The organism is Levilactobacillus zymae DSM 19395 (assembly GCF_001434115.1).
Classification (GTDB): Bacteria; Bacillota; Bacilli; order Lactobacillales; family Lactobacillaceae; genus Levilactobacillus; species Levilactobacillus zymae.
In genome coordinates, this window is record NZ_AZDW01000034.1 from 24871 (window position 1) to 42220 (window position 17350).

Consider the following 17350-nt stretch of genomic DNA (forward strand, 5'->3'; position numbering starts at 1 on the left):
GCACCAAATATTCGGAGACGAGAAAGAGTCTGAGACAAAGGCCTCAGACTCTTTTTAGTGAATAGCGTATAATAAAACAATTAACCACATACGAGGAGGCACTACCCATGAAGGATCAGTTACAATTGGGCGACGATGAATTTGGCAAGATGATGTTGGTGCTCAAGCAGCCCGTCACGCAGGCCAATCACAAGGAATTCAAGTTTTTAGACGGGGAGATGCAAGAAATTGCCCCCGATATCTGGGCCATGCCCGCCTACATGCAAGACGATGACGACTTCACCCTGTTCTTCTTGACCACGCAAATCGAGTCGGGCGAGACCGTGGTGGCCTTTTCGACGGGGGATGCCAGCCACGGAGACTTCCGGTTAAGCGAACCCATGGTCACGGGGGCCGGGTTAAACCTCTTGAACGACCAACAGCCGGACCGGGCCAAACGCGTACTGAAGTTTTTAAACGACATCTCGCGCGCCGATGAAGGCAACTGGCGGATGGTCGACTAGGAAACTTTGCGGAAACGAAAATAGCGGGTCTTCACGGCAGTTAGCGTGAAGGCCCGCTATTTAAGTAATCAAAACTTAATGCCTATATTTGGTATCGACTTGAATCGTTATCAATCTGGAACCTACACTCGCTAAAATCATATTAATAAGCGTGGCGATGCCCATGCACGCAGTATTTTATTTTTCGCTATTCGAAACATGGTTCGCCAACAAGCGACAGCCCCTAATCACATTGTTGATTACTATTACCGGTTAAAAAAGACCTCATCCCAAACGAGATAAGGTCGCAGTGGTGGCTTGCATGAATAAGACGGTCAAATGTCTTTTAGCCATGGTGACAGCCAACCAATTGTATGATTACTCATACCACGGACTCAAGGTCCAATAAAGTTTGCACCTTATGAATTAAGTTCTGACAGTCTCGCGCTGATATTTCCAATTTCAATCATCGGGAGACGCTATTTCGTGTACGCTCAATTTAGCCGTGAGGGCGGTCCTGAAGGGGCTCAGTGGTGTCGTTTGGGTTATTCGGGGTTCTTTCCCGGATTACCCAAAGGCCGAGCTTGAAGACCTGGCACTTTCAGGGCTTCAAGTCGTGCCCACCACGATCCAGCCCCTTCAGGACCAACCGGTAAGGCGGATAATTTCCACAATCTGCCCTTGACTAAACGTAGGAACAACGGTCAGAGACATCACCCGAAATTAAAGTAGCGAATCACCGCCATGGCCATGATGCCGACCACGACCACCACTAACAAGCTCTTGGTGAGGATGCCGGCTAACGTGGCGGGAATGGCGGCGTAGCAGTTCGCGAGGTTTAACGTTGCCCAGTGGCCGGCGTGAGCGACAAACAGGCTTTGGCAGCACAGCGCGGTCATGATGGCGATGGGGACGAAGGTCAGAAAGTCGATCACTCCCGCGGGCAGTTGCATCCGTTGGACCAACGCAAAGGGCAGGGTCCGAGAAATCAACGTGACGGCGCCGCACCCCAGGATGACCCACAGTTCTGGTAAAGTTAATGACATTTTTTCAGCTCCATTCCAAAGAGGCACCCCAGGACGGTGGCCGTCAGTAGGGCGAAGTTACTGTTTAAGAAGCGTAACGCGACGTAGTAGGCCAACGCGACAAACGCCATGACCAGCAGTTGACGGGTCAAACCGAGGTGTTTATCGCTGATCAGTTGGAGGTAGACCAGACCGATAAACATGGCCGTTAACGCGAAGTCGAAGCCAAATTGCGCGGGATTGGTGATGAAACTCCCCAGAACGGCCCCCACGATGGTGGCAACGCCCCAGACCAGGTAAGCGACCACGTTGGCGGCGGACTGCCAGGCAAAGCTGAGTTTCCCGTTAGTTTTGTTCTGCTTGTTCATGGCCAAAGCGAAGGTCTCATCGGTGACCAGGGACCCAATCAATAGGTTTTTGGTCAGTGACTCGTGGCGAAAGGCCTGTGCGAGGCTGGTGCTCATTAAGATCATGCGGGAATTGACCAGAAACGTGGAGAGCATGATGGCCGATAAGGGATCGTGAGCGACCAGCATGCTGGTGATGATGAATTGTGCGGAGCCGGCGTACACGATGAAGGAAAGGCCAGCGACCATTAGGAGGCTAAGGTGGCTGGTATTGGCGACAATCCCGAAGGCTAGCCCCACCCCGATGTACCCGAAAACGGTGGGGAGGACGTCTTTGAGACCGGCGCGAAAGGTAAGATCTGGTGTCATGGAATCAGAGTCCCTTCTATGTAAAAATTTGATGAGAAAACCATAAAAAAGTAATTAAAGACTAGTGTAAAACACTGCTACGACAAGGTAAAGCGCTAATTTTTTGCTGAGATCATTTTGGGGCCAAAAAAGTCTGGGAGAAAAGGTTGCATTTTGGTAAAGAGGGCTGTATGATACTCTCATCAGTTAGAAATGAACGCAGAAAGTGGGGTAGTGACGATGAAGATGAACTTGACTGAATTAGCGCACTCAGCGCACGTAGATGAGAGTCGTGTGGCCGAATACGTTGAGAACGGACTGTTAGGTTCCAACCATTCAACAACGGAATTTGATGATTCCGATCTGTACTGGATCGATATGATTCAGTGTTTTCAGGAAAATGGAACGTCTTTAAGTGACTTATCCGGGTTGATGCCGCGTTGTCGGCAAGCCCAATCTAAGATGACCCAGTTAAGCTAAGCGGGTCCCTGAAATACCACGAAAAACGTCACGGTCTGCGGACCGTGGCGTTTTTGTGTCGGGTAAATTAAAACCGGGACCTCGCGTTGAGCGAGATCCCGGTCTTAAAGTACGTGCGGTCGACAGTAGGCTGTCCAGCGCACGTGGTGAAGCATTCTATTCTACCGATTATGATTTGATTTGTTGGAGCAGGCGTTGCATGGCCTGAGCTTGGTAAGCGGCCGTGGCCTGTTTGATCACTTGTTGCCGTTGCGCGGCACTCATGGTCGGGTTCTTGGTCATAGCAGCCATGACTTGCTTTTGGACGTACGCCTTAGCGGCCGTCTTTTGCTGAGCCTGGTAGCTCTTGGACTGCACTAACTTCTGCAGCTTCTTGGCTTGCGGTGCGCTCAGGACGGTCCAGTTTTTGTTGATGTAAATCGTGTTGGTTTCCTTCACGTACTGGTGGCCGTTGTCGGCTAACCCGAACCAGAACTTAAAGGTGCCGTTCCGGTATTCACGGTAGGTCTTCTTGGTGACGATCCGGTTCTTGCCGGTCGTGCGCTTGATCACGTTTTTCGTGGTGACCTTGGCCGTCGTGTGGGCCGTCTTCTTGGCGTTGGCACTGGTCTTGTAGACGTAGACCCGGTGCTTATCGGCCGTGCCGACGGATTGATACAACATCAGTGGCATCTGTTTGGAAGGAGAAGCGGAGTAAATCTTGGTGCTCGTGGTTTCCGTTACGTTGTGCATCCCGTAGTGGTCGTGGTCGTTTTTTACGATGAACAGGGTGCTGACCATGACACCGATAATCATGAGTAGGGTAAGGCCGTTTGCCAGCCAGCGGTTGGTGATGTAGACGTAGCAAACGAAGGCGAGAATCGCCGTTAAAACTAAGGTAACCAGAATCATTAGGCGGCACCTCCTTGTTGAGCGTCTTCATCAGCTAAATGGGTCGAGTGGTTGCGACTGCCTTTCAAGAACATGGCGACAATCAAGGCGACCACACTGAAGCCGATGGCGATCCAGAAGGCGGCGTGGTAACCGGCCAAAGTGGCGTTAATGGCCCGGTCGGCGTAGCTCAGCGGGTTGGTGGTCAAGACGTGCTTGGCCGGCATCCCGTTCTTCGTGACGTTGGTCAAGACACTGACCATGATGGCCGTCCCCACGGAACTAGCCACCTGCCGTTGCGTGTTGTTCACGGCGGTCCCGTGACTGATCATGTTCATTGGTAAGGCGTTCATCCCGGCAGTGGTTGCGGGCATCATGACCATGGCAATCCCAAACATCCGGACGGCGTAGAGGATCACGATGTAGATGGTGGCACTATCCTTGGTAATCCAAGCGAACGGAATCGTCCCGACCGTCAACAGGAACATCCCCATTAAGGCCAGCCGCTTAGCGCCAAACCGGTCGAAGGCCCGTCCGGTAATGGGGCTCATAACCCCCATCATCAAGGCCCCGGCTAACAGGGTTAACCCGGAATGAAAGGCGGACATGCCCTTGACCATTTGCAGGTACAGCGGGATCACCATTTCGACCCCGACCATGGCCATCATGACCACGGAACTTAAGATGGCCGAAACCGTAAATTCCTTAGACTTGTAAACCCGGAAGTTCAAGAACGGATCGTCCATGACTAATTGCCGCCAGATGAACAGGGCGACGAAGATGACCCCGATAATCAGGGTGGTCAGCACGATGGTACTGCCCCAGCCGTCGTCCCCAACGGAGGAGAAGCCGTATAACATGCTCCCAAACCCGATGGTCGACAGGATCACGGACCAGACGTCTAACGGTTCGCGCTTAGTTTCCAAGACACTGCGCATGACCCAGAAGCTGGCGATTAAGACCACGGCCACGATCGGGATGATCATGCCGAAGAGGTCCCGCCAAGTCCAGTTGTCGATGACCCACCCGGACAAAGTCGGGCCAATCGCGGGGGCCAGGCCGATAACGATTCCGGCGAGCCCCATGGCCGTTCCCCGTTTGTTAGCGGGGAAGATGGTCAGCATCATGGTTTGTAGTAACGGCATCGATACCCCGACCCCGACGGCTTGGACCAGCCGACCGATCAAAAGCATCGGGAAGTTGAGCGCCGTCCAGCACAGGATGGTCCCAGCTAAGAAGATGGACATGGCGCCAATATACAGCCACTTGGAACTGATGGTGTTGATCAGCCAAGCACTGATGGGGATCATAATCCCGTTTACCAGCAAGAATCCCGTGGTCAACCATTGAACGGTTGACGTGGACACGTCGAACGCCTTCATCAAGGTCGGAAAGGCGGTCGATAAAATCGTTTGATTTAAGACCGTACAGAATGAGCCGACCAATAGGAGCACGACCAATAACGTCCGGTTATAGGGCTTGCCGTTGGTATCAATTGCATTTCCCAAAATTAATTCCCTCTTTTATCTCTAAAATTATTTCTGGAACAAATATACTCAGATTGATGTAATTTGTCAACTAGCTTGACACGCGTTTTAGAAAATATATACTGTTTAGAGAAAAGCCAACACGAACATTAGATTCGTTTATAAAATTCACAACCGCTTTCATTGGCGGTCCAACGGAAATAAGCAATTAGGGAGGTGGTGCAGCAATGCTCACCAATAAAATGACCGATATTATGAAAAAAGTTCCCATTGATCGCATAACTTTGGGGATTGGCGACGTGGCGCGGGCAACGGGGGTGGCACAAAGTAAGCTCCGGTACTGGGAAAACAAGGGCTACATTAAAAGTCACTCGGTGACCGATAATCGTAATCGTAAGTTTACCTATAAGACGTTACTCCAGGTACAATTAATCAAAAGTTACCTGGATGACGGCTATACGCTGACGAGCGCCGTGAAACGGGCCCGGCAGCGGGGCGTGTACTTAGACGCCCTGCGTTCCTTTTTTGAGGATCGGTTCGTGAGTATCGAGGTGACGGACCAGGCGGCCATGATTGATTTGGGAACGTTTGATCCGGAACCGACCAAGCACTTGGTGGCGAAACGGGAAGCCACGGGTTGGCGTTTTGCGCTCGTGGACGCGGAAAGCTAGGCTTTTTGATTGTGCCGCACCACCAAGAATGGTAGGCTAAAGATGCGGAGGACTCACAAATTGTGGCAGTCAAAACCTTCGATGCTAATCGATCTTCTGGCTGGGTTAGCAGACATTCATGTTGTTAACGTGTTGTGAAACCAGGCGAATAACCAAGAGTAATAGCGCGTTTATTTTTGCGCTGGACTACGCTAGCACAAGCTAACGTAAGCGATCGTAATTGAAACGACGTGTTTTTGAAAATTAACGTGTTTTGATTTTCACTCGCCACGTTTGCCTCTGCAGACCCCCCACGAAGTTTAGAAGGTTCTTCGTGGGGGGCTTTCGCTTGGGATTTTCTGAAAAAATCCGGTGAAAATGAAAAAATAATGAGGGGGTCAAAGCTTGTGAAATCAAGCTTTGACCCCCTCGGTTAATTTTTAGGCTAAAAAGGTGAGCGCAGATTGTTGTTTTTTCAAACGAACGTGTTACTATAACAAAATCAATTTTAAATTGAATTTATAAAGGATGGTGTGACACATGCTGTTACGACAAGCTACTATGGCTGATTTACCAGAAATTGAAGCGATTATTCGGGACGGGCGCGACCTTTTGGCGGCGCAATCCATTGACCAATGGCAGGGAATTTACCCGAACACGGCGGTCTTAGTTGATGACATTCACCAGGGGTGGACGGTCGTCTTGGAGGAAGACCATGAGATATTAGGGACGGCGGCCATTATTCCGGGCGTCGACCCGACTTACCGGCAGATTGATGGCCAGTGGCTGACGCATGATGCCGCCTACCTGGCGATTCACCGGGTGGCCGTTTCGGCGCACCATCACGGCCGCGGGTTAGCGGGCGAACTGTTCCAACGGTTATTCGCCCAGATCAACCAAGCGGACCACATCGAAAGCATCCGGATCGATACGCACCCGCAGAACATGGCGATGCAACACATCATTAAGAAGAACGGCTTTACCGAAACGGGCCGGATCGATCTCGACAGTGTGGGCATCACGGACGTTCAGGACTTGGCGTACGAACGGTTGACGGCCCACATTCGGCCGGAACATTTATTCCAAACGTCACTGGCTTAAGTCGGTGGTTGGGGTAACCCGTAATTAAGCGCTATATAATAGTAAAGAAAGTGGTTTCACGGCGACGTGGAACCACTTTTTAATCGGAATAATCAGGTTCCCCTTAAACCACCTTTTATTTCCCCCGAAACTCTGCCATAATAGAGATAGTTTGGTAACGGAGGGTGGTTGTGATGGAAAAGAATGGGTTAACGGGCGGTCGTTTTTTGCTCGTGACCGTCTTGAACGTGGTCATCACTGGATTTGAGTTACTGGGAGGCCTCCTGTCGGGGAGTTTGTCATTACTTTCGGATGCCTTTCATAATCTGGGGGATGCCCTGTCCGTCATCTTGAGTTACGTGGCCCACCGTATCGGGGGACGCCACCAGACTCGCCAAAATACCTTTGGTTACCGACGAGTGGAAATCTTAACGGCTTTACTGAACTCAGGGTTACTAATCCTGGTTTCCATCGGGTTAGGCGGTGAAGCCATCCGTCGGTTACTCCACCCACAGCCGGTCAAGGGCGATGTGATGTTACTGGTGGCGGTGATTAGCTTTGCGGCTAATCTCTTGTCCACGCTCCTCCTGAATAAGGGGTCTAAACACAACCTCAACATCCGGGCGACGTATCTGCATTTATTGAGCGATGCGTTGGCCTCGATTGGGGTGATTGTGGGGGCCTTACTGATTACCTTTTGGCAGATCAGTTGGGTGGACCCGGTCATCAGTTTGCTGGTGGCCGTGTACATCATTTACGAGTCTTGGCCGATCGTCAAACAGACCTTCGAGATCTTGATGGAGGGCGCGCCCAAGTTAGATTACGAGGCGATTGCCCGCGACATCTGTGCGTTACCGCAGATCAAGGGGGTCCATCATCTGCACGCTTGGCAGATTGACGAAAACAACGTGGTTTTCTCCGTACACGTGAACATGGACGATTTACCGTTGAGCCAGGTCGAACCGGTTTACCGGCAGATCGAAGCGCTCCTGTGTCATAAGTACGACGTGAACCACGTGACCATTCAAGCGGAGTGTCACCGCGGAAAAGACGAATCCCTGTTTTATAAACAAAATGATTGGCGGCATGATTGACCTTGCTTGCAGCCGCCAAAAGACGTATTGATTTAGATGAGGTGAACAAAGTATGACTCCGATGAAGGAGGACTATTTAAAGATTATTTTCGAACTGGGCGGGAAACAGAAAAAGGTTTCCAATAAGCAAATCGCCATTAGTTTGAACATTGCTGCCGGCTCAGTGACCGAAATGGTCAACAAGATGGCCGCCGAAGGGTTAGCGGAACACACGCCGTACGCGGGGATTTCGCTGACTAGCAAGGGGATTCGGTTGGCCGAGGATTTAGTGCGCAAACACCGAATCTGGGAAGACTTCTTGGTGGAAAAGTTAGGTTACGAACTGCCCGACGTCCACGATGAAGCCGAAGTTTTGGAACACGTGACCAGCCCAAAGTTGGTCAATGCGTTGGATGACATGTTGGGGCATCCGACCCATTGTCCTCACGGTGGGGTGATTCCCGACCGGTTCGGCCACTACCACGAGGACAGTCACACCGTCTTAAACGATGCCAAGGACGGCAGCGTGGTGACCGTGGATCGCTTTATCGACAACCACGACCTGCTGACGTACCTGGGTGATTTGAAGCTCGACATTGGGGACCAACTGAAGATCGAGAAACACGATCCGTTTGAAGGTCCCGTCACGGTGCGCAACCTGACCGACGATGCGGAATTGATCGTCAGTTACAAGGCGGCCCACTATATTTTTGTTAAATAACACAACTTAAACGGACCCCGGGCGGTGAGCTGCTCGCGGGTCCGTTTTTTGGCTGGGGCAACTTTAGGTGTCGTTTTGAAAAGGGCTGACGTATAATGATTAAAAAAGTTATGACGGCCGCGGCTGCTGGGGAGACAACGGGTCGTTAAAGGAGGAATTGCCGTGTCAGCGTCGACAGAACACGACCAGTTAATCTTACATACCGCGTTAACGGCGGGGCGGATCATGATCGAAAACGGCTCGGAAATCGAACGGGTGGAGGATACCATGACCCGGATTGCCACCAACGCCGGGGCTCGCACCAGTCAGTTGTTCGTGATGATCACCGGGATTTTGATGGCCATTAACGGCGAGGTCGGGGCCCAGATCCAACCGGTCAAGCGGCGGACCTTCGACCTGGAAAAAATCGCGGTGGTCAACGAACTTTCCCGGGAGTTCGCGGTCCAACAGATAACGTTGCAGCAATTCGCCGACCGCTTGGACCACCTGGACAGCGTCAGTAAGTATTTCCCGTTTTGGCTACAGCTTTTGGCGGCGGCGTTGGTCAGTGGCCCGCTCGAGGTGGTTTTTCGCCATAACCTGCACGACTTTTGGATTACCTGCTTGGTGGGGATGGTCGGTTGGGTGGTCTACTACCTGATCAGCAAGTACGTGGAGATCCGCTTTCTGGCGGAATTTGCGAGTGCCGCGGTCATTGGGTTACTGGCGGTGTGGAGCCACCATTTGGGACTGGGCAATAGCGTGGACGACATCATCATCGGCAGTGTCATGCCCCTGGTGCCCGGGGTGCCCATCACCAACTCAGTCCGCGACATTTTGGCGGGCAACCTGGTCAGCGGCCTGGCCAGAGGCGTGGAGGCCCTGGTGAGTGCGGCGGCCATCGGTTTCGGCATTGCCATGGTCTTACAATTTCTTTAGGAGGGAACGAACGTGACGATTACGGAATTCATCATTGATGTGGTCGGCAACTACGTGGCCACCATTGCGTTTGGGATTCTCTTAAACATCCCCCGGCGCGCGTTGAATCTAAGCGGGTGGATCGGCGTCTTGGGCTACCTGTTGTACCAGTTCACCATCGTGTTGGGCGGCGGGTACGTGGTCGGCAACCTGCTGGGGGCCGTGGCCATCGGGGTAGCGTCCCTCCAGGCGGCCCGGTGGAAGAAAATGCCGATGATCCTGTTCAACATTCCCGCCTTAGTGCCCCTGGTGCCGGGGGGCCAAGCCTACGAGATGATCAAGAATTTTGCGTTGGGGCAAAACGATACGGCGCTGACCTTCTTACTCCAGGTCGTGATGATCTCGGGGGCGATTGCCTTTGGCTTCTTATTGTCCGAACTGGTCAACCGCTTACGTCAGCGGGCTTGGCGCCAGCATCGCTAAAGTCTTAGGAAATTGTTAAGCGTTGGGTCCCTAGAAATTTAACGGTAGGGTGGTATACTCAAATGCGAGGAGTTTTTCAATCAGGTATGACGAAAGGAATCTAATCTCATGATGCTATTTAACCGGGATCGAGACCGACCATGGAAGTTCGGCTTGACCACGATCCTCTTTTTGATTTTGGCGTTTTTCGTGAAGGCCCAAAACGCTTACGTGGCTTTCTTGGACTCGTCGATTGTCGATATTGTGCAAAAGACCCAGCCAGGCTGGAAGACCCTGATGTACCGGGGAATCACCATTCTAGCCGAGCCCAAGCTCGTAATCGTTTGGACCTTCGTGCTGGCGTTTCTACTGTGGGGCTTTAAGTTTAAGATCCCTGCGCTGTGGAGCCTGGCCACGTTGATTGGTGGCGACGTCATTGCCGCCATCGTGAAGAACGTGGTACAGCGGGCCCGACCAGCGGGGCATCTGGCCGTTGATAACGGCTATAGCTTCCCCAGCGGGCACGTCTTCGGCACGTTTCTGCTGATGGCCATGATTTGGCTGATCCTGATCCCCATGATTGCGACCCCGTGGCGGGCTTGGATCGTGCGGATCATCGTCCTGATCTGGATGGCCTTAGTGATGATCTCCCGGGTCTACCTTAACGCCCACTTCCCGACCGATACGTTCGGGGCTGCCCTATTGGCTTACCTGTGGTTACAGGTCGCCCAGGGTTTATATATTCGCTTAGCGCCGGTCATGAAACATTGGCCGCTACTGAAAAAATCAGAAATTTAAGGTCAATTAGACAAAAAAGGGGCTTCGCCAACGCGGCGAAGTCCCTTTTGCATAGTCAAGGCTGGTTCGGTTAGTCTAATTCGGCCAACCATTCCGTGGCGAGTGGCAGCCAGTGTGCCACGTGTGGTAAATCGGTTCCCGGTTTCCAGGCCGTGACCGAATTGGCCAGGGCTAACCCGTGGGGCCCGTGGTGGAAGACGTGTAACTCGGTATCCACGCCGTGGGCGATCGACGCCTGGGCGTACGCGAGGGCGTTTTGGACGGGCACCAGCGGGTCGCTAGCCGTGACCCAGATAAACGTCGGCACGTTGTGGGTCGTGACCAATTTGTCGGCCGCGATGGTTGCGGGATCGTCCGTCCATTGGGCCAACGTGGCGGGATCGGTGGGGAAGCCCGCCGCCGGGGTGATGACCGGGTAACCCAGGATGATTGCCCGGGGTTGAATGTCCTGCGGGGTGGTGTGGGCTTGCTGGTTCAAAGCGTCACTGGCCCACTGGTCGTTGAATAACGCTACGATGTGGCCGCCGACGGAGAAGCCGGCCACCACGATGTTAGCGGGATCCAGTTGCCAGGCCTGAGCGTGTTGGCGTAAGGCAGCGACGCTTTGGGCCAGTTCCACGACGGGAGCGGGTAACAGGGGCTGCTTTTCGCCCACGAAACTGTACCGTAAAAAGAAGGCCTGGTAGCCCTTCGCCGACCACGCCAAGGCAAGGTCTTCGGCCTGTTGTTCGGGGATGTGGGTGTAAGAGCCCCCCGGAACGATGATGATGGCGGGATAGGTGGCCTCCGGCGCATCACGCCGCAGGTAGCCTTGCAGGTAGGCTTGGGAATCTTCTGAGAGGACGTGCTTGATCATTTGCATTTGAAAAAACCTCCAAGATAAGTCATGATAACTAGGGAATGCCGGTAAGGGATTACCGACAATTAAGCTACGTTCATTGTACCGCAAAATTGAACGGGTTAGAGAAAGAAGGCGGCAACATGCCCCCAGAGATCATCACGGAACGCCTGCGATTGCGTCCCTTAGCCACCAGTGATTTATCCGCCTATCAAACCATCGTCAGTGACCCCCGGGTGGCGCAGCCGGCGGGGGTGGCCCTGCCCCTATCGCCCCAGCACGCGGCGAACAGTCTGCGCGCCGACCAACAACAACCCTTGGCCTACGCGGTGACCCGGCGACCGGCCGGGCCCCTGATTGGGACGGTCATCGGCTACGAGCACGTTGGCGCTTTGGGGACGTTGGACCCGACAGCTGTAGACCTCGGCTATTTCTTGGCACCGGCGTTTTGGGGCCAGGGGCTGATGCCCGAGGCGTTAACGGGACTGTTGACCACGTTGGCGCACACCGCCACGCCCATTCAGACGATCTGGGCCACCAGTCTAGCTACGAATCGACGCTCGCAGAGGGTTTTAAGTCACTTAGCATTCAAACTAATTGACGACCAAATGATGGTGCCTAACCCCGCTACCATGGCGTTAGAGCGCCAATTGCTGTATCGCTACGATCTCTCGTGAGGCAAATTAAGCATTTTTAGCCTTGCAATGTGGGATTAAGATGTCTATACTACGAAGTATCGAATAGAAGAGGCGCGATCAACAAGAGTCGTTTCCCGGAGGTGGGCCACACCGATGAGGGGAGATTAAAGGGGCGATCGCCGAAATTCAATCCGCTGGCCGGCGGGTTGGGTTGGGTCCTGGTTCAACAGATCAGGGACTGTCGCAGTCAAATAGGACTGCGGGGCGCTTTCAACGATATTGACTTGGATTTTGACTTCCATCTCTTTCGCGAAGCTCTTTTGCGAAAGAGATTTTTTAGTTTACTAGGTCGGTTCGAGAAGGTCCTTCTATAACCAGAAGGAGGAAGTAGTATGGAACAGAGCATGACAAACGCAACAACAAGTAAGGCCTCAGATTCGGTTAAGCGGGGGCTCAAGACGCGTCACGTTTCCATGATTGCGTTAGGTGGTTGTATCGGAACCGGACTCTTTGTCGCCAGTGGGTCGGCAATTTCGACGGCCGGGCCTGGTGGGGCGTTAGTCGCCTACACCGCGATGGGTTTGATGGTGTACTTCTTGATGACCAGTTTAGGAGAAATGGCCACGAATATGCCGATCTCCGGGTCGTTTGCCGCTTATTCAGCGAAGTACGTGGATCCGGCCTTAGGTTTCGCGATGGGCTGGAATTACTGGTTTAACTGGGCCATCACCGTAGCCGTAGATATTTCGACGGCCGCTCTGGTCATGAAGTTCTGGTTGCCCGGCGTTCCCGGTTGGATCTGGAGCTTGATTGCCTTAGTCATCATCTTCACCATCAACGCGTTATCCGTCCAAGCCTTCGGGGAAACCGAATTTTGGATGTCGTTGATCAAGGTGGTCACGATCTTCGTCTTCTTGGCCGTTGGGTTGTTGACCATCGTGGGCATCATGGGGGGCCACGGTCCCGGTTTGAGTAACTTCACCTACAAGCAAGCGCCATTTGTCGGTGGGTTCCCGGCCATTCTGAGTGTCTTCGTGGTCGCCGGGTTCTCGTTCCAAGGAACGGAACTGGTCGGAATCACGGCCGGAGAATCGGAAGATCCTTCGCACAGTGTTCCCAAGGCGATCAACCAAGTGTTCTGGCGGATCATTTTATTCTACATTTTAGCTATCTTTGTCATTGCCGCCGTCTTACCTTACACCAGTCATGATTTGTTAGGGTCTTCCGCGAGTGACGTGGCCATCAGTCCCTTCACGCTGGTCTTCCGGCGGGCAGGGTTAGCCGCCGCCGCGAGTGTGATGAACGCCGTTATCTTGACGTCCGTGATTTCCGCCGCTAATTCCGGGATGTACGCTTCCACGCGGATGCTGTACTCCCTGTCAAAGGAAGGCTACGCGCCACACTTCTTGGAACGGACCGGGAAGAACGGGATTCCTTACCCCGCCTTACTGGTCACGACGCTGGTGGCAGCATTGACCTTTATCAGTAGTATTGCCGGGCCAAAGATCTACATGTGGTTAGTTGCCGCTAGTGGGTTGACCGGGTTTATCGCTTGGTTTGGGATCGCGTTGTCGCACTTCCGGTTCCGTCGGGCCTTCATCAAGCAAGGTCACAAGTTGTCCGAATTGAAGTATCACGCAAAGTGGTTCCCAATCGGTCCGGTCTTGGCCCTGGTTCTATGTATCGCCGTGATTGTGGGTCAAGATCCCCAATCCTTCTTCTCCGGTAACTGGGAACAGGTGCTGGTCACTTACATCAGTGTCCCACTGGTCTTAGTGCTCTACATCGGTTACAAGATCAAGAACCACACCAAGTTGATTCCGCTGAAGGAAGTTGACGTGGCACCGGTCCACAAGGAAGGCACGTTGAAGACCAACGCGGCTGCCGAAAAGGACTAACGCTTAAACTTAAAATTAACTACGGGTGACCGGATTGGCCGAAAGGCTGATGCGGTCACCTTTTTATGGGGGCCCTTAGCCAAAGTTGCTAAATTGGCTCCTAAAAAATGACCACGATATGTTGTCTTTTCAAAAGCAGGTTGGTACAATATGTGGTGTTGTTTTTTGCGCCCGGAGAAATTCGGGGGACGGTGACGGAAATAAAGGAGAGATATTGCATGCTTGTATTATCGGGAACTATTGGGGCTGGCAAAACGAGCCTGACGAACCTATTGGCTAAACATTTAAATAAACCAGCATTTTATGAATCGGTGGACGATAACAAGATTCTGCCGCTATTCTATAAGGATCCCCAGAAGTATGCCTTCTTACTGCAGATCTACTTCTTAAACAAGCGGTTGGACAGCATCAAGGCGGCCAACGCGGATCAGGAAAGCGTGATGGACCGGTCGATCTTTGAAGATTCCCTGTTGTTCCATTTGAACGCCGACCTGGGCCGGGCCACTAACACGGAAGTGGACATCTACGATTCGCTGCTGCAAAACATGATGCAGGAATTACCGGAGGCCACTTACCAGAAGAACCCCGACCTGTTGATCCACATCAACATCTCGTTTGACACCATGCTCCAACGCATCAAGAAGCGGGGCCGGTCTTACGAACAAATCGATACCGACCCGAGCCTGTACAACTACTACAAGGAACTCGACCAACGGTACACGGACTGGTACGCGAACTACGACAAGTCGCCGAAGATGCAAATCAACGGGGATGACTTGGACTTCGTGGAAGATCCAGCGGCCCGGCAAAAGGTCCTGACGTTGATCGACGAAAAAATCGCTTCACTTTAAGCTTGTGTCGGTGACCGAATTACGGTATGATAAGCGTACTTTCAAACACGAACGTGCCTTATCAGTAGACGATCAGAGAAGCGGGGCAAGCTGCGAACCGCCACGTCGAATCATTCCAGCACGAAAATAGTGGGCAGGTAATGCTGCACGGTGCAAACCGTTATCATGTTCAAGGGTAGCGTTGGGTCAACCAACGGTGAACTTGGGTGGTACCGCGAAGGTCTTCGTCCCATGTGACGGAGGCCTTTTTTGGTACCGACGATAAGCAGAAGGGAGAAATAACTGATGTTAGATTTGAAATTGATTCGGCAAGAAACGGACTTTGTAAAGGAGAAGTTAGCGACCCGGGGTGTCGACCCGGCGGACATTGACGCCTTACTGGCCTTAGACGCCAAGCGGCGGCAACTGATCACCAAGACCGAAACCATGAAGGCGCAACGCAACACGGTTTCGGACGAAATCTCGACCATGAAGCGGAACCAGCAAAACGCTGACGACAAGATTGCCGAAATGCGGCAGGTCAACGCCGATATCAAGACCATCGATGCCGAGTTGGACACCTTAAAGGCGCAAGTTCAAGATGCGGCGGCCCATTTACCGAATATCCCGAATGACAACGTACCGGTTGGCTTGGACGAAACGGGCAGTGTAGAGATCCGCAAGTGGGGCGAGAAGCCGAACCTGGACTTCACCCCCAAGGCCCACTACGAAATTGGTGAAAACCTGGAGATCCTCGACTTTGAACGGGGCGCTAAGGTCTCCGGGAGTCGCTACCTGTACTACATGGGTGCCGGTGCACGCTTGGAACGGGCCATCTATAACTTCTTCTTAGACGAAAACACGAAGGCGGGCTTCAAGGAAGTCTTGCCCCCCTACATCGTCAACGGTGATTCCATGTACGGGACGGGACAATTCCCGAAGTTTAAGGAAGACGTTTATTCGTTAGAGGGCCAAGACATGACCCTGATCCCGACGGCGGAAGTGCCGTTGGTCAACTACTACCGTGATGAAGTGATCCCGGCCGAAAAGTTACCGGTCTGGTTCACGGCGTTGACCCCAGCGTTCCGTTCGGAAGCCGGGAGTGCCGGGCGCGATACCCGGGGACTGATTCGGTTACACCAGTTCAACAAGGTCGAAATGGTGAAGTTCTGTAAGCCGGAAGACTCCTGGAATGAATTAGAGGCGTTGACTAAGCACGCTGAGATGTTGCTCCAGAAGTTGGGCTTGGCCTACCATGTGATTACCCTGACTACCGGGGACATGAGCTTTACGGCCGCTATGACGCACGATTTAGAGGTCTGGTTCCCCGAACAGGGCACTTACCGGGAAATTTCGAGTTGCTCGAACACCACGGACTTCCAGGCACGGCGGGCGCACATCCAGTACCGGGACGAAAACGGCAAGTTACAATACGTTCACGCGTTAAACGGTTCCGGCTTAGCCGTGGGCCGGACGGTGGCCGCGATTTTGGAAAACTACCAAAACGCGGATGGCACGGTCACGATTCCGGACGTACTGGTCCCTTACATGGGTGGTATGACCAAGATCACCAAGTAAACTGAATCCAAATATTCCTTAACCGAGTTACTGCGAAGGGCCGCCTTCACAGTGACTCGGTTTTTTTATGGCCACCCAGTCCCGTTAGGTTGACCGGAATGGGGGATGCTGACGGGCGATGAGCAGGGAAACTTCAAAAAAACATCCGATTTTGTAAAAAAATGCAGAAAAGGGGTAGCTTTTTTTCGCTGGTTACGCTATGATATTAAATGTTGTTGAGGGAGTAGTTATTCAGCTTACGAATATTTATTCAAAAGCATTTCAAAAAGTTGTTGACAACTTCCGGACAACATGATAAATTGTAATAGTTGTCGTTAACGAGATAACATTGTCGTTATCAATTAAGAAATCTAACGAATATTTATTCAAAAAGATTTCAAAAAAGATGTTGACAATCTTCTCACGACATGGTAAATTATAATAGTTGTTTCAAACGAGTTAGTAATTAACTTGATTGAACGTTATGGAGGATTAGCTCAGTTGGGAGAGCGTCTGCCTTACAAGCAGAGGGTCACAGGTTCGAGCCCTGTATCCTCCATTGGGACTCCAAGTCCTAGAACTTCAATCGTCACCATGCAGGTGTGGCGGAACTGGCAGACGCGCTAGATTTAGGTTCTAGTGTCTTATGACGTGGGGGTTCGAGTCCCTTCACCTGCATCGATAATTTAATATCGCAAAATATTCTTAAATATTTTGCCGACTTAGCTCAGTTGGCAGAGCATCTCACTAGTAATGAGGAGGTCGGAGGTTCGAATCCTCTAGTCGGCATGGTTCCATTAATTAAATTTGCCAATGCGGAAGTAGTTCAGTGGTAGAACATCACCTTGCCATGGTGGGGGTCGCGGGTT

General features: G+C 52.3%; 18 protein-coding genes, 3 tRNA genes and 1 riboswitch. Of the genes, 16 read left to right on the forward strand and 5 right to left on the reverse strand.

Features of this window, described 5'->3' with window-relative positions; translation table 11 throughout:
- The first annotated feature begins 107 nt into the window (after positions 1-107).
- Entirely contained in the window at positions 108-503 is a 396-nt protein-coding gene (locus tag FD38_RS07955; protein ID WP_057733047.1) for a hypothetical protein, read from the forward strand.
- 692 nt (positions 504-1195) lie between these two features.
- Here FD38_RS07955 and FD38_RS07960 read toward each other — a convergent pair.
- Positions 1196-1528: an AzlD domain-containing protein gene (locus FD38_RS07960; RefSeq protein WP_057733049.1), complete on the reverse strand. Its 333-nt coding sequence runs from the start codon at positions 1526-1528 to the stop codon at positions 1196-1198.
- Positions 1519-2223, reverse strand: a complete 705-nt coding sequence (locus FD38_RS07965; protein ID WP_057733051.1) for an AzlC family ABC transporter permease — start codon at positions 2221-2223, stop codon at positions 1519-1521. The genes FD38_RS07960 and FD38_RS07965 overlap by 10 nt, the downstream gene beginning before the upstream one ends.
- A 219-nt stretch (positions 2224-2442) precedes the next feature.
- On the opposite strand from FD38_RS07965, the gene FD38_RS07970 reads away from it, so the two are divergent.
- Positions 2443-2682 carry a MerR family transcriptional regulator gene (locus FD38_RS07970; RefSeq protein ID WP_057733053.1) on the forward strand — a complete coding sequence of 80 codons (240 nt, stop codon included), beginning with the start codon at positions 2443-2445 and terminating at the stop codon, positions 2680-2682.
- 168 nt (positions 2683-2850) lie between these two features.
- Here FD38_RS07970 and FD38_RS07975 read toward each other — a convergent pair whose 3' ends face one another.
- Together FD38_RS07975 and FD38_RS07980 are read right to left on the reverse strand one after the other, a co-directional pair.
- On the reverse strand, positions 2851-3573 hold the full coding sequence (locus FD38_RS07975; RefSeq protein WP_057733055.1) for a DUF4811 domain-containing protein: 723 nt from the start codon (positions 3571-3573) through the stop codon (positions 2851-2853).
- Entirely contained in the window at positions 3573-5060 is a 1488-nt protein-coding gene (locus FD38_RS07980) for an MDR family MFS transporter (protein WP_057733057.1), read from the reverse strand. The genes FD38_RS07975 and FD38_RS07980 overlap by 1 nt, the downstream gene beginning before the upstream one ends.
- A gap of 206 nt (positions 5061-5266) precedes the next feature.
- Between FD38_RS07980 and FD38_RS07985 the strand changes: the two genes are divergently transcribed.
- The 7 genes from FD38_RS07985 (at position 5267) to FD38_RS08015 (ending at position 10720) form a co-directional block, all read left to right on the forward strand.
- Entirely contained in the window at positions 5267-5710 is a 444-nt protein-coding gene (locus FD38_RS07985) for a MerR family transcriptional regulator (protein WP_057733059.1), read from the forward strand.
- Positions 5711-6229: 519 nt separating this feature from the next.
- Complete coding sequence (locus FD38_RS07990; protein ID WP_057733060.1) at positions 6230-6790, forward strand: GNAT family N-acetyltransferase; 561 nt, start codon at positions 6230-6232, stop codon at positions 6788-6790.
- Positions 6791-6963: 173 nt separating this feature from the next.
- Complete coding sequence (locus FD38_RS07995) at positions 6964-7863, forward strand: cation diffusion facilitator family transporter (protein ID WP_057733062.1); 900 nt, start codon at positions 6964-6966, stop codon at positions 7861-7863.
- Between the two features lie 52 nt (positions 7864-7915).
- Positions 7916-8563 carry a metal-dependent transcriptional regulator gene (locus FD38_RS08000; protein ID WP_057733064.1) on the forward strand — a complete coding sequence of 216 codons (648 nt, stop codon included), beginning with the start codon at positions 7916-7918 and terminating at the stop codon, positions 8561-8563.
- A 162-nt stretch (positions 8564-8725) separates the two neighbouring features.
- Positions 8726-9481: a threonine/serine exporter family protein gene (locus tag FD38_RS08005; protein ID WP_371862761.1), complete on the forward strand. Its 756-nt coding sequence runs from the start codon at positions 8726-8728 to the stop codon at positions 9479-9481.
- Between the two features lie 12 nt (positions 9482-9493).
- Positions 9494-9943 carry a threonine/serine exporter family protein gene (locus FD38_RS08010; protein WP_057733069.1) on the forward strand — a complete coding sequence of 150 codons (450 nt, stop codon included), beginning with the start codon at positions 9494-9496 and terminating at the stop codon, positions 9941-9943.
- A gap of 108 nt (positions 9944-10051) precedes the next feature.
- Positions 10052-10720, forward strand: coding sequence for a phosphatase PAP2 family protein (locus FD38_RS08015; RefSeq protein ID WP_057733071.1), 669 nt, complete (start codon positions 10052-10054; stop codon positions 10718-10720).
- A 70-nt stretch (positions 10721-10790) separates the two neighbouring features.
- Here the strand turns inward: FD38_RS08015 and FD38_RS08020 are convergent, their stop codons facing one another.
- Positions 10791-11582, reverse strand: a complete 792-nt coding sequence (locus FD38_RS08020; RefSeq protein WP_057733072.1) for a lp_1002 family arylesterase — start codon at positions 11580-11582, stop codon at positions 10791-10793.
- A 119-nt stretch (positions 11583-11701) separates the two neighbouring features.
- On the opposite strand from FD38_RS08020, the gene FD38_RS08025 reads away from it, so the two are divergent.
- From FD38_RS08025 to FD38_RS08060, 7 genes are all read left to right on the forward strand, one after another.
- Entirely contained in the window at positions 11702-12235 is a 534-nt protein-coding gene (locus FD38_RS08025) for a GNAT family N-acetyltransferase (RefSeq protein WP_057733074.1), read from the forward strand.
- Between the two features lie 59 nt (positions 12236-12294).
- Positions 12295-12474, forward strand: a riboswitch (Lysine riboswitch).
- 114 nt (positions 12475-12588) lie between these two features.
- Positions 12589-14094: an amino acid permease gene (locus FD38_RS08035; RefSeq protein WP_371862760.1), complete on the forward strand. Its 1506-nt coding sequence runs from the start codon at positions 12589-12591 to the stop codon at positions 14092-14094.
- Between the two features lie 218 nt (positions 14095-14312).
- Complete coding sequence (locus FD38_RS08040; protein WP_057733078.1) at positions 14313-14945, forward strand: deoxynucleoside kinase; 633 nt, start codon at positions 14313-14315, stop codon at positions 14943-14945.
- Between the two features lie 285 nt (positions 14946-15230).
- Entirely contained in the window at positions 15231-16502 is a 1272-nt protein-coding gene (gene serS, locus FD38_RS08045; RefSeq protein WP_057733080.1) for a serine--tRNA ligase, read from the forward strand.
- Positions 16503-16967: 465 nt separating this feature from the next.
- A tRNA-Val gene (locus FD38_RS08050) sits at positions 16968-17040 on the forward strand.
- 37 nt (positions 17041-17077) lie between these two features.
- Positions 17078-17159: transfer RNA gene (locus FD38_RS08055), tRNA-Leu, on the forward strand.
- Between the two features lie 38 nt (positions 17160-17197).
- Positions 17198-17270: transfer RNA gene (locus tag FD38_RS08060), tRNA-Thr, on the forward strand.
- The last annotated feature ends 80 nt before the right edge of the window (positions 17271-17350 follow it).

What these genes read in the sequence shown, in the direction of transcription:
- FD38_RS07955 (WP_057733047.1), top strand. Translation starts at nt 108, where the DNA reads ATGAAGGATCAGTTACAATTGGGCGACGATGAATTTGGCAAGATGATG.
- FD38_RS07960 (WP_057733049.1), bottom strand. Translation starts at nt 1,528, where the DNA reads ATGTCATTAACTTTACCAGAACTGTGGGTCATCCTGGGGTGCGGCGCC.
- FD38_RS07965 (WP_057733051.1), bottom strand. Translation starts at nt 2,223, where the DNA reads ATGACACCAGATCTTACCTTTCGCGCCGGTCTCAAAGACGTCCTCCCC.
- FD38_RS07970 (WP_057733053.1), top strand. Translation starts at nt 2,443, where the DNA reads ATGAAGATGAACTTGACTGAATTAGCGCACTCAGCGCACGTAGATGAG.
- FD38_RS07975 (WP_057733055.1), bottom strand. Translation starts at nt 3,573, where the DNA reads ATGATTCTGGTTACCTTAGTTTTAACGGCGATTCTCGCCTTCGTTTGC.
- FD38_RS07985 (WP_057733059.1), top strand. Translation starts at nt 5,267, where the DNA reads ATGCTCACCAATAAAATGACCGATATTATGAAAAAAGTTCCCATTGAT.
- FD38_RS07990 (WP_057733060.1), top strand. Translation starts at nt 6,230, where the DNA reads ATGCTGTTACGACAAGCTACTATGGCTGATTTACCAGAAATTGAAGCG.
- FD38_RS07995 (WP_057733062.1), top strand. Translation starts at nt 6,964, where the DNA reads ATGGAAAAGAATGGGTTAACGGGCGGTCGTTTTTTGCTCGTGACCGTC.
- FD38_RS08000 (WP_057733064.1), top strand. Translation starts at nt 7,916, where the DNA reads ATGACTCCGATGAAGGAGGACTATTTAAAGATTATTTTCGAACTGGGC.
- FD38_RS08015 (WP_057733071.1), top strand. Translation starts at nt 10,052, where the DNA reads ATGATGCTATTTAACCGGGATCGAGACCGACCATGGAAGTTCGGCTTG.
- FD38_RS08020 (WP_057733072.1), bottom strand. Translation starts at nt 11,582, where the DNA reads ATGCAAATGATCAAGCACGTCCTCTCAGAAGATTCCCAAGCCTACCTG.
- FD38_RS08025 (WP_057733074.1), top strand. Translation starts at nt 11,702, where the DNA reads ATGCCCCCAGAGATCATCACGGAACGCCTGCGATTGCGTCCCTTAGCC.
- FD38_RS08035 (WP_371862760.1), top strand. Translation starts at nt 12,589, where the DNA reads ATGGAACAGAGCATGACAAACGCAACAACAAGTAAGGCCTCAGATTCG.
- FD38_RS08040 (WP_057733078.1), top strand. Translation starts at nt 14,313, where the DNA reads ATGCTTGTATTATCGGGAACTATTGGGGCTGGCAAAACGAGCCTGACG.
- serS (WP_057733080.1), top strand. Translation starts at nt 15,231, where the DNA reads ATGTTAGATTTGAAATTGATTCGGCAAGAAACGGACTTTGTAAAGGAG.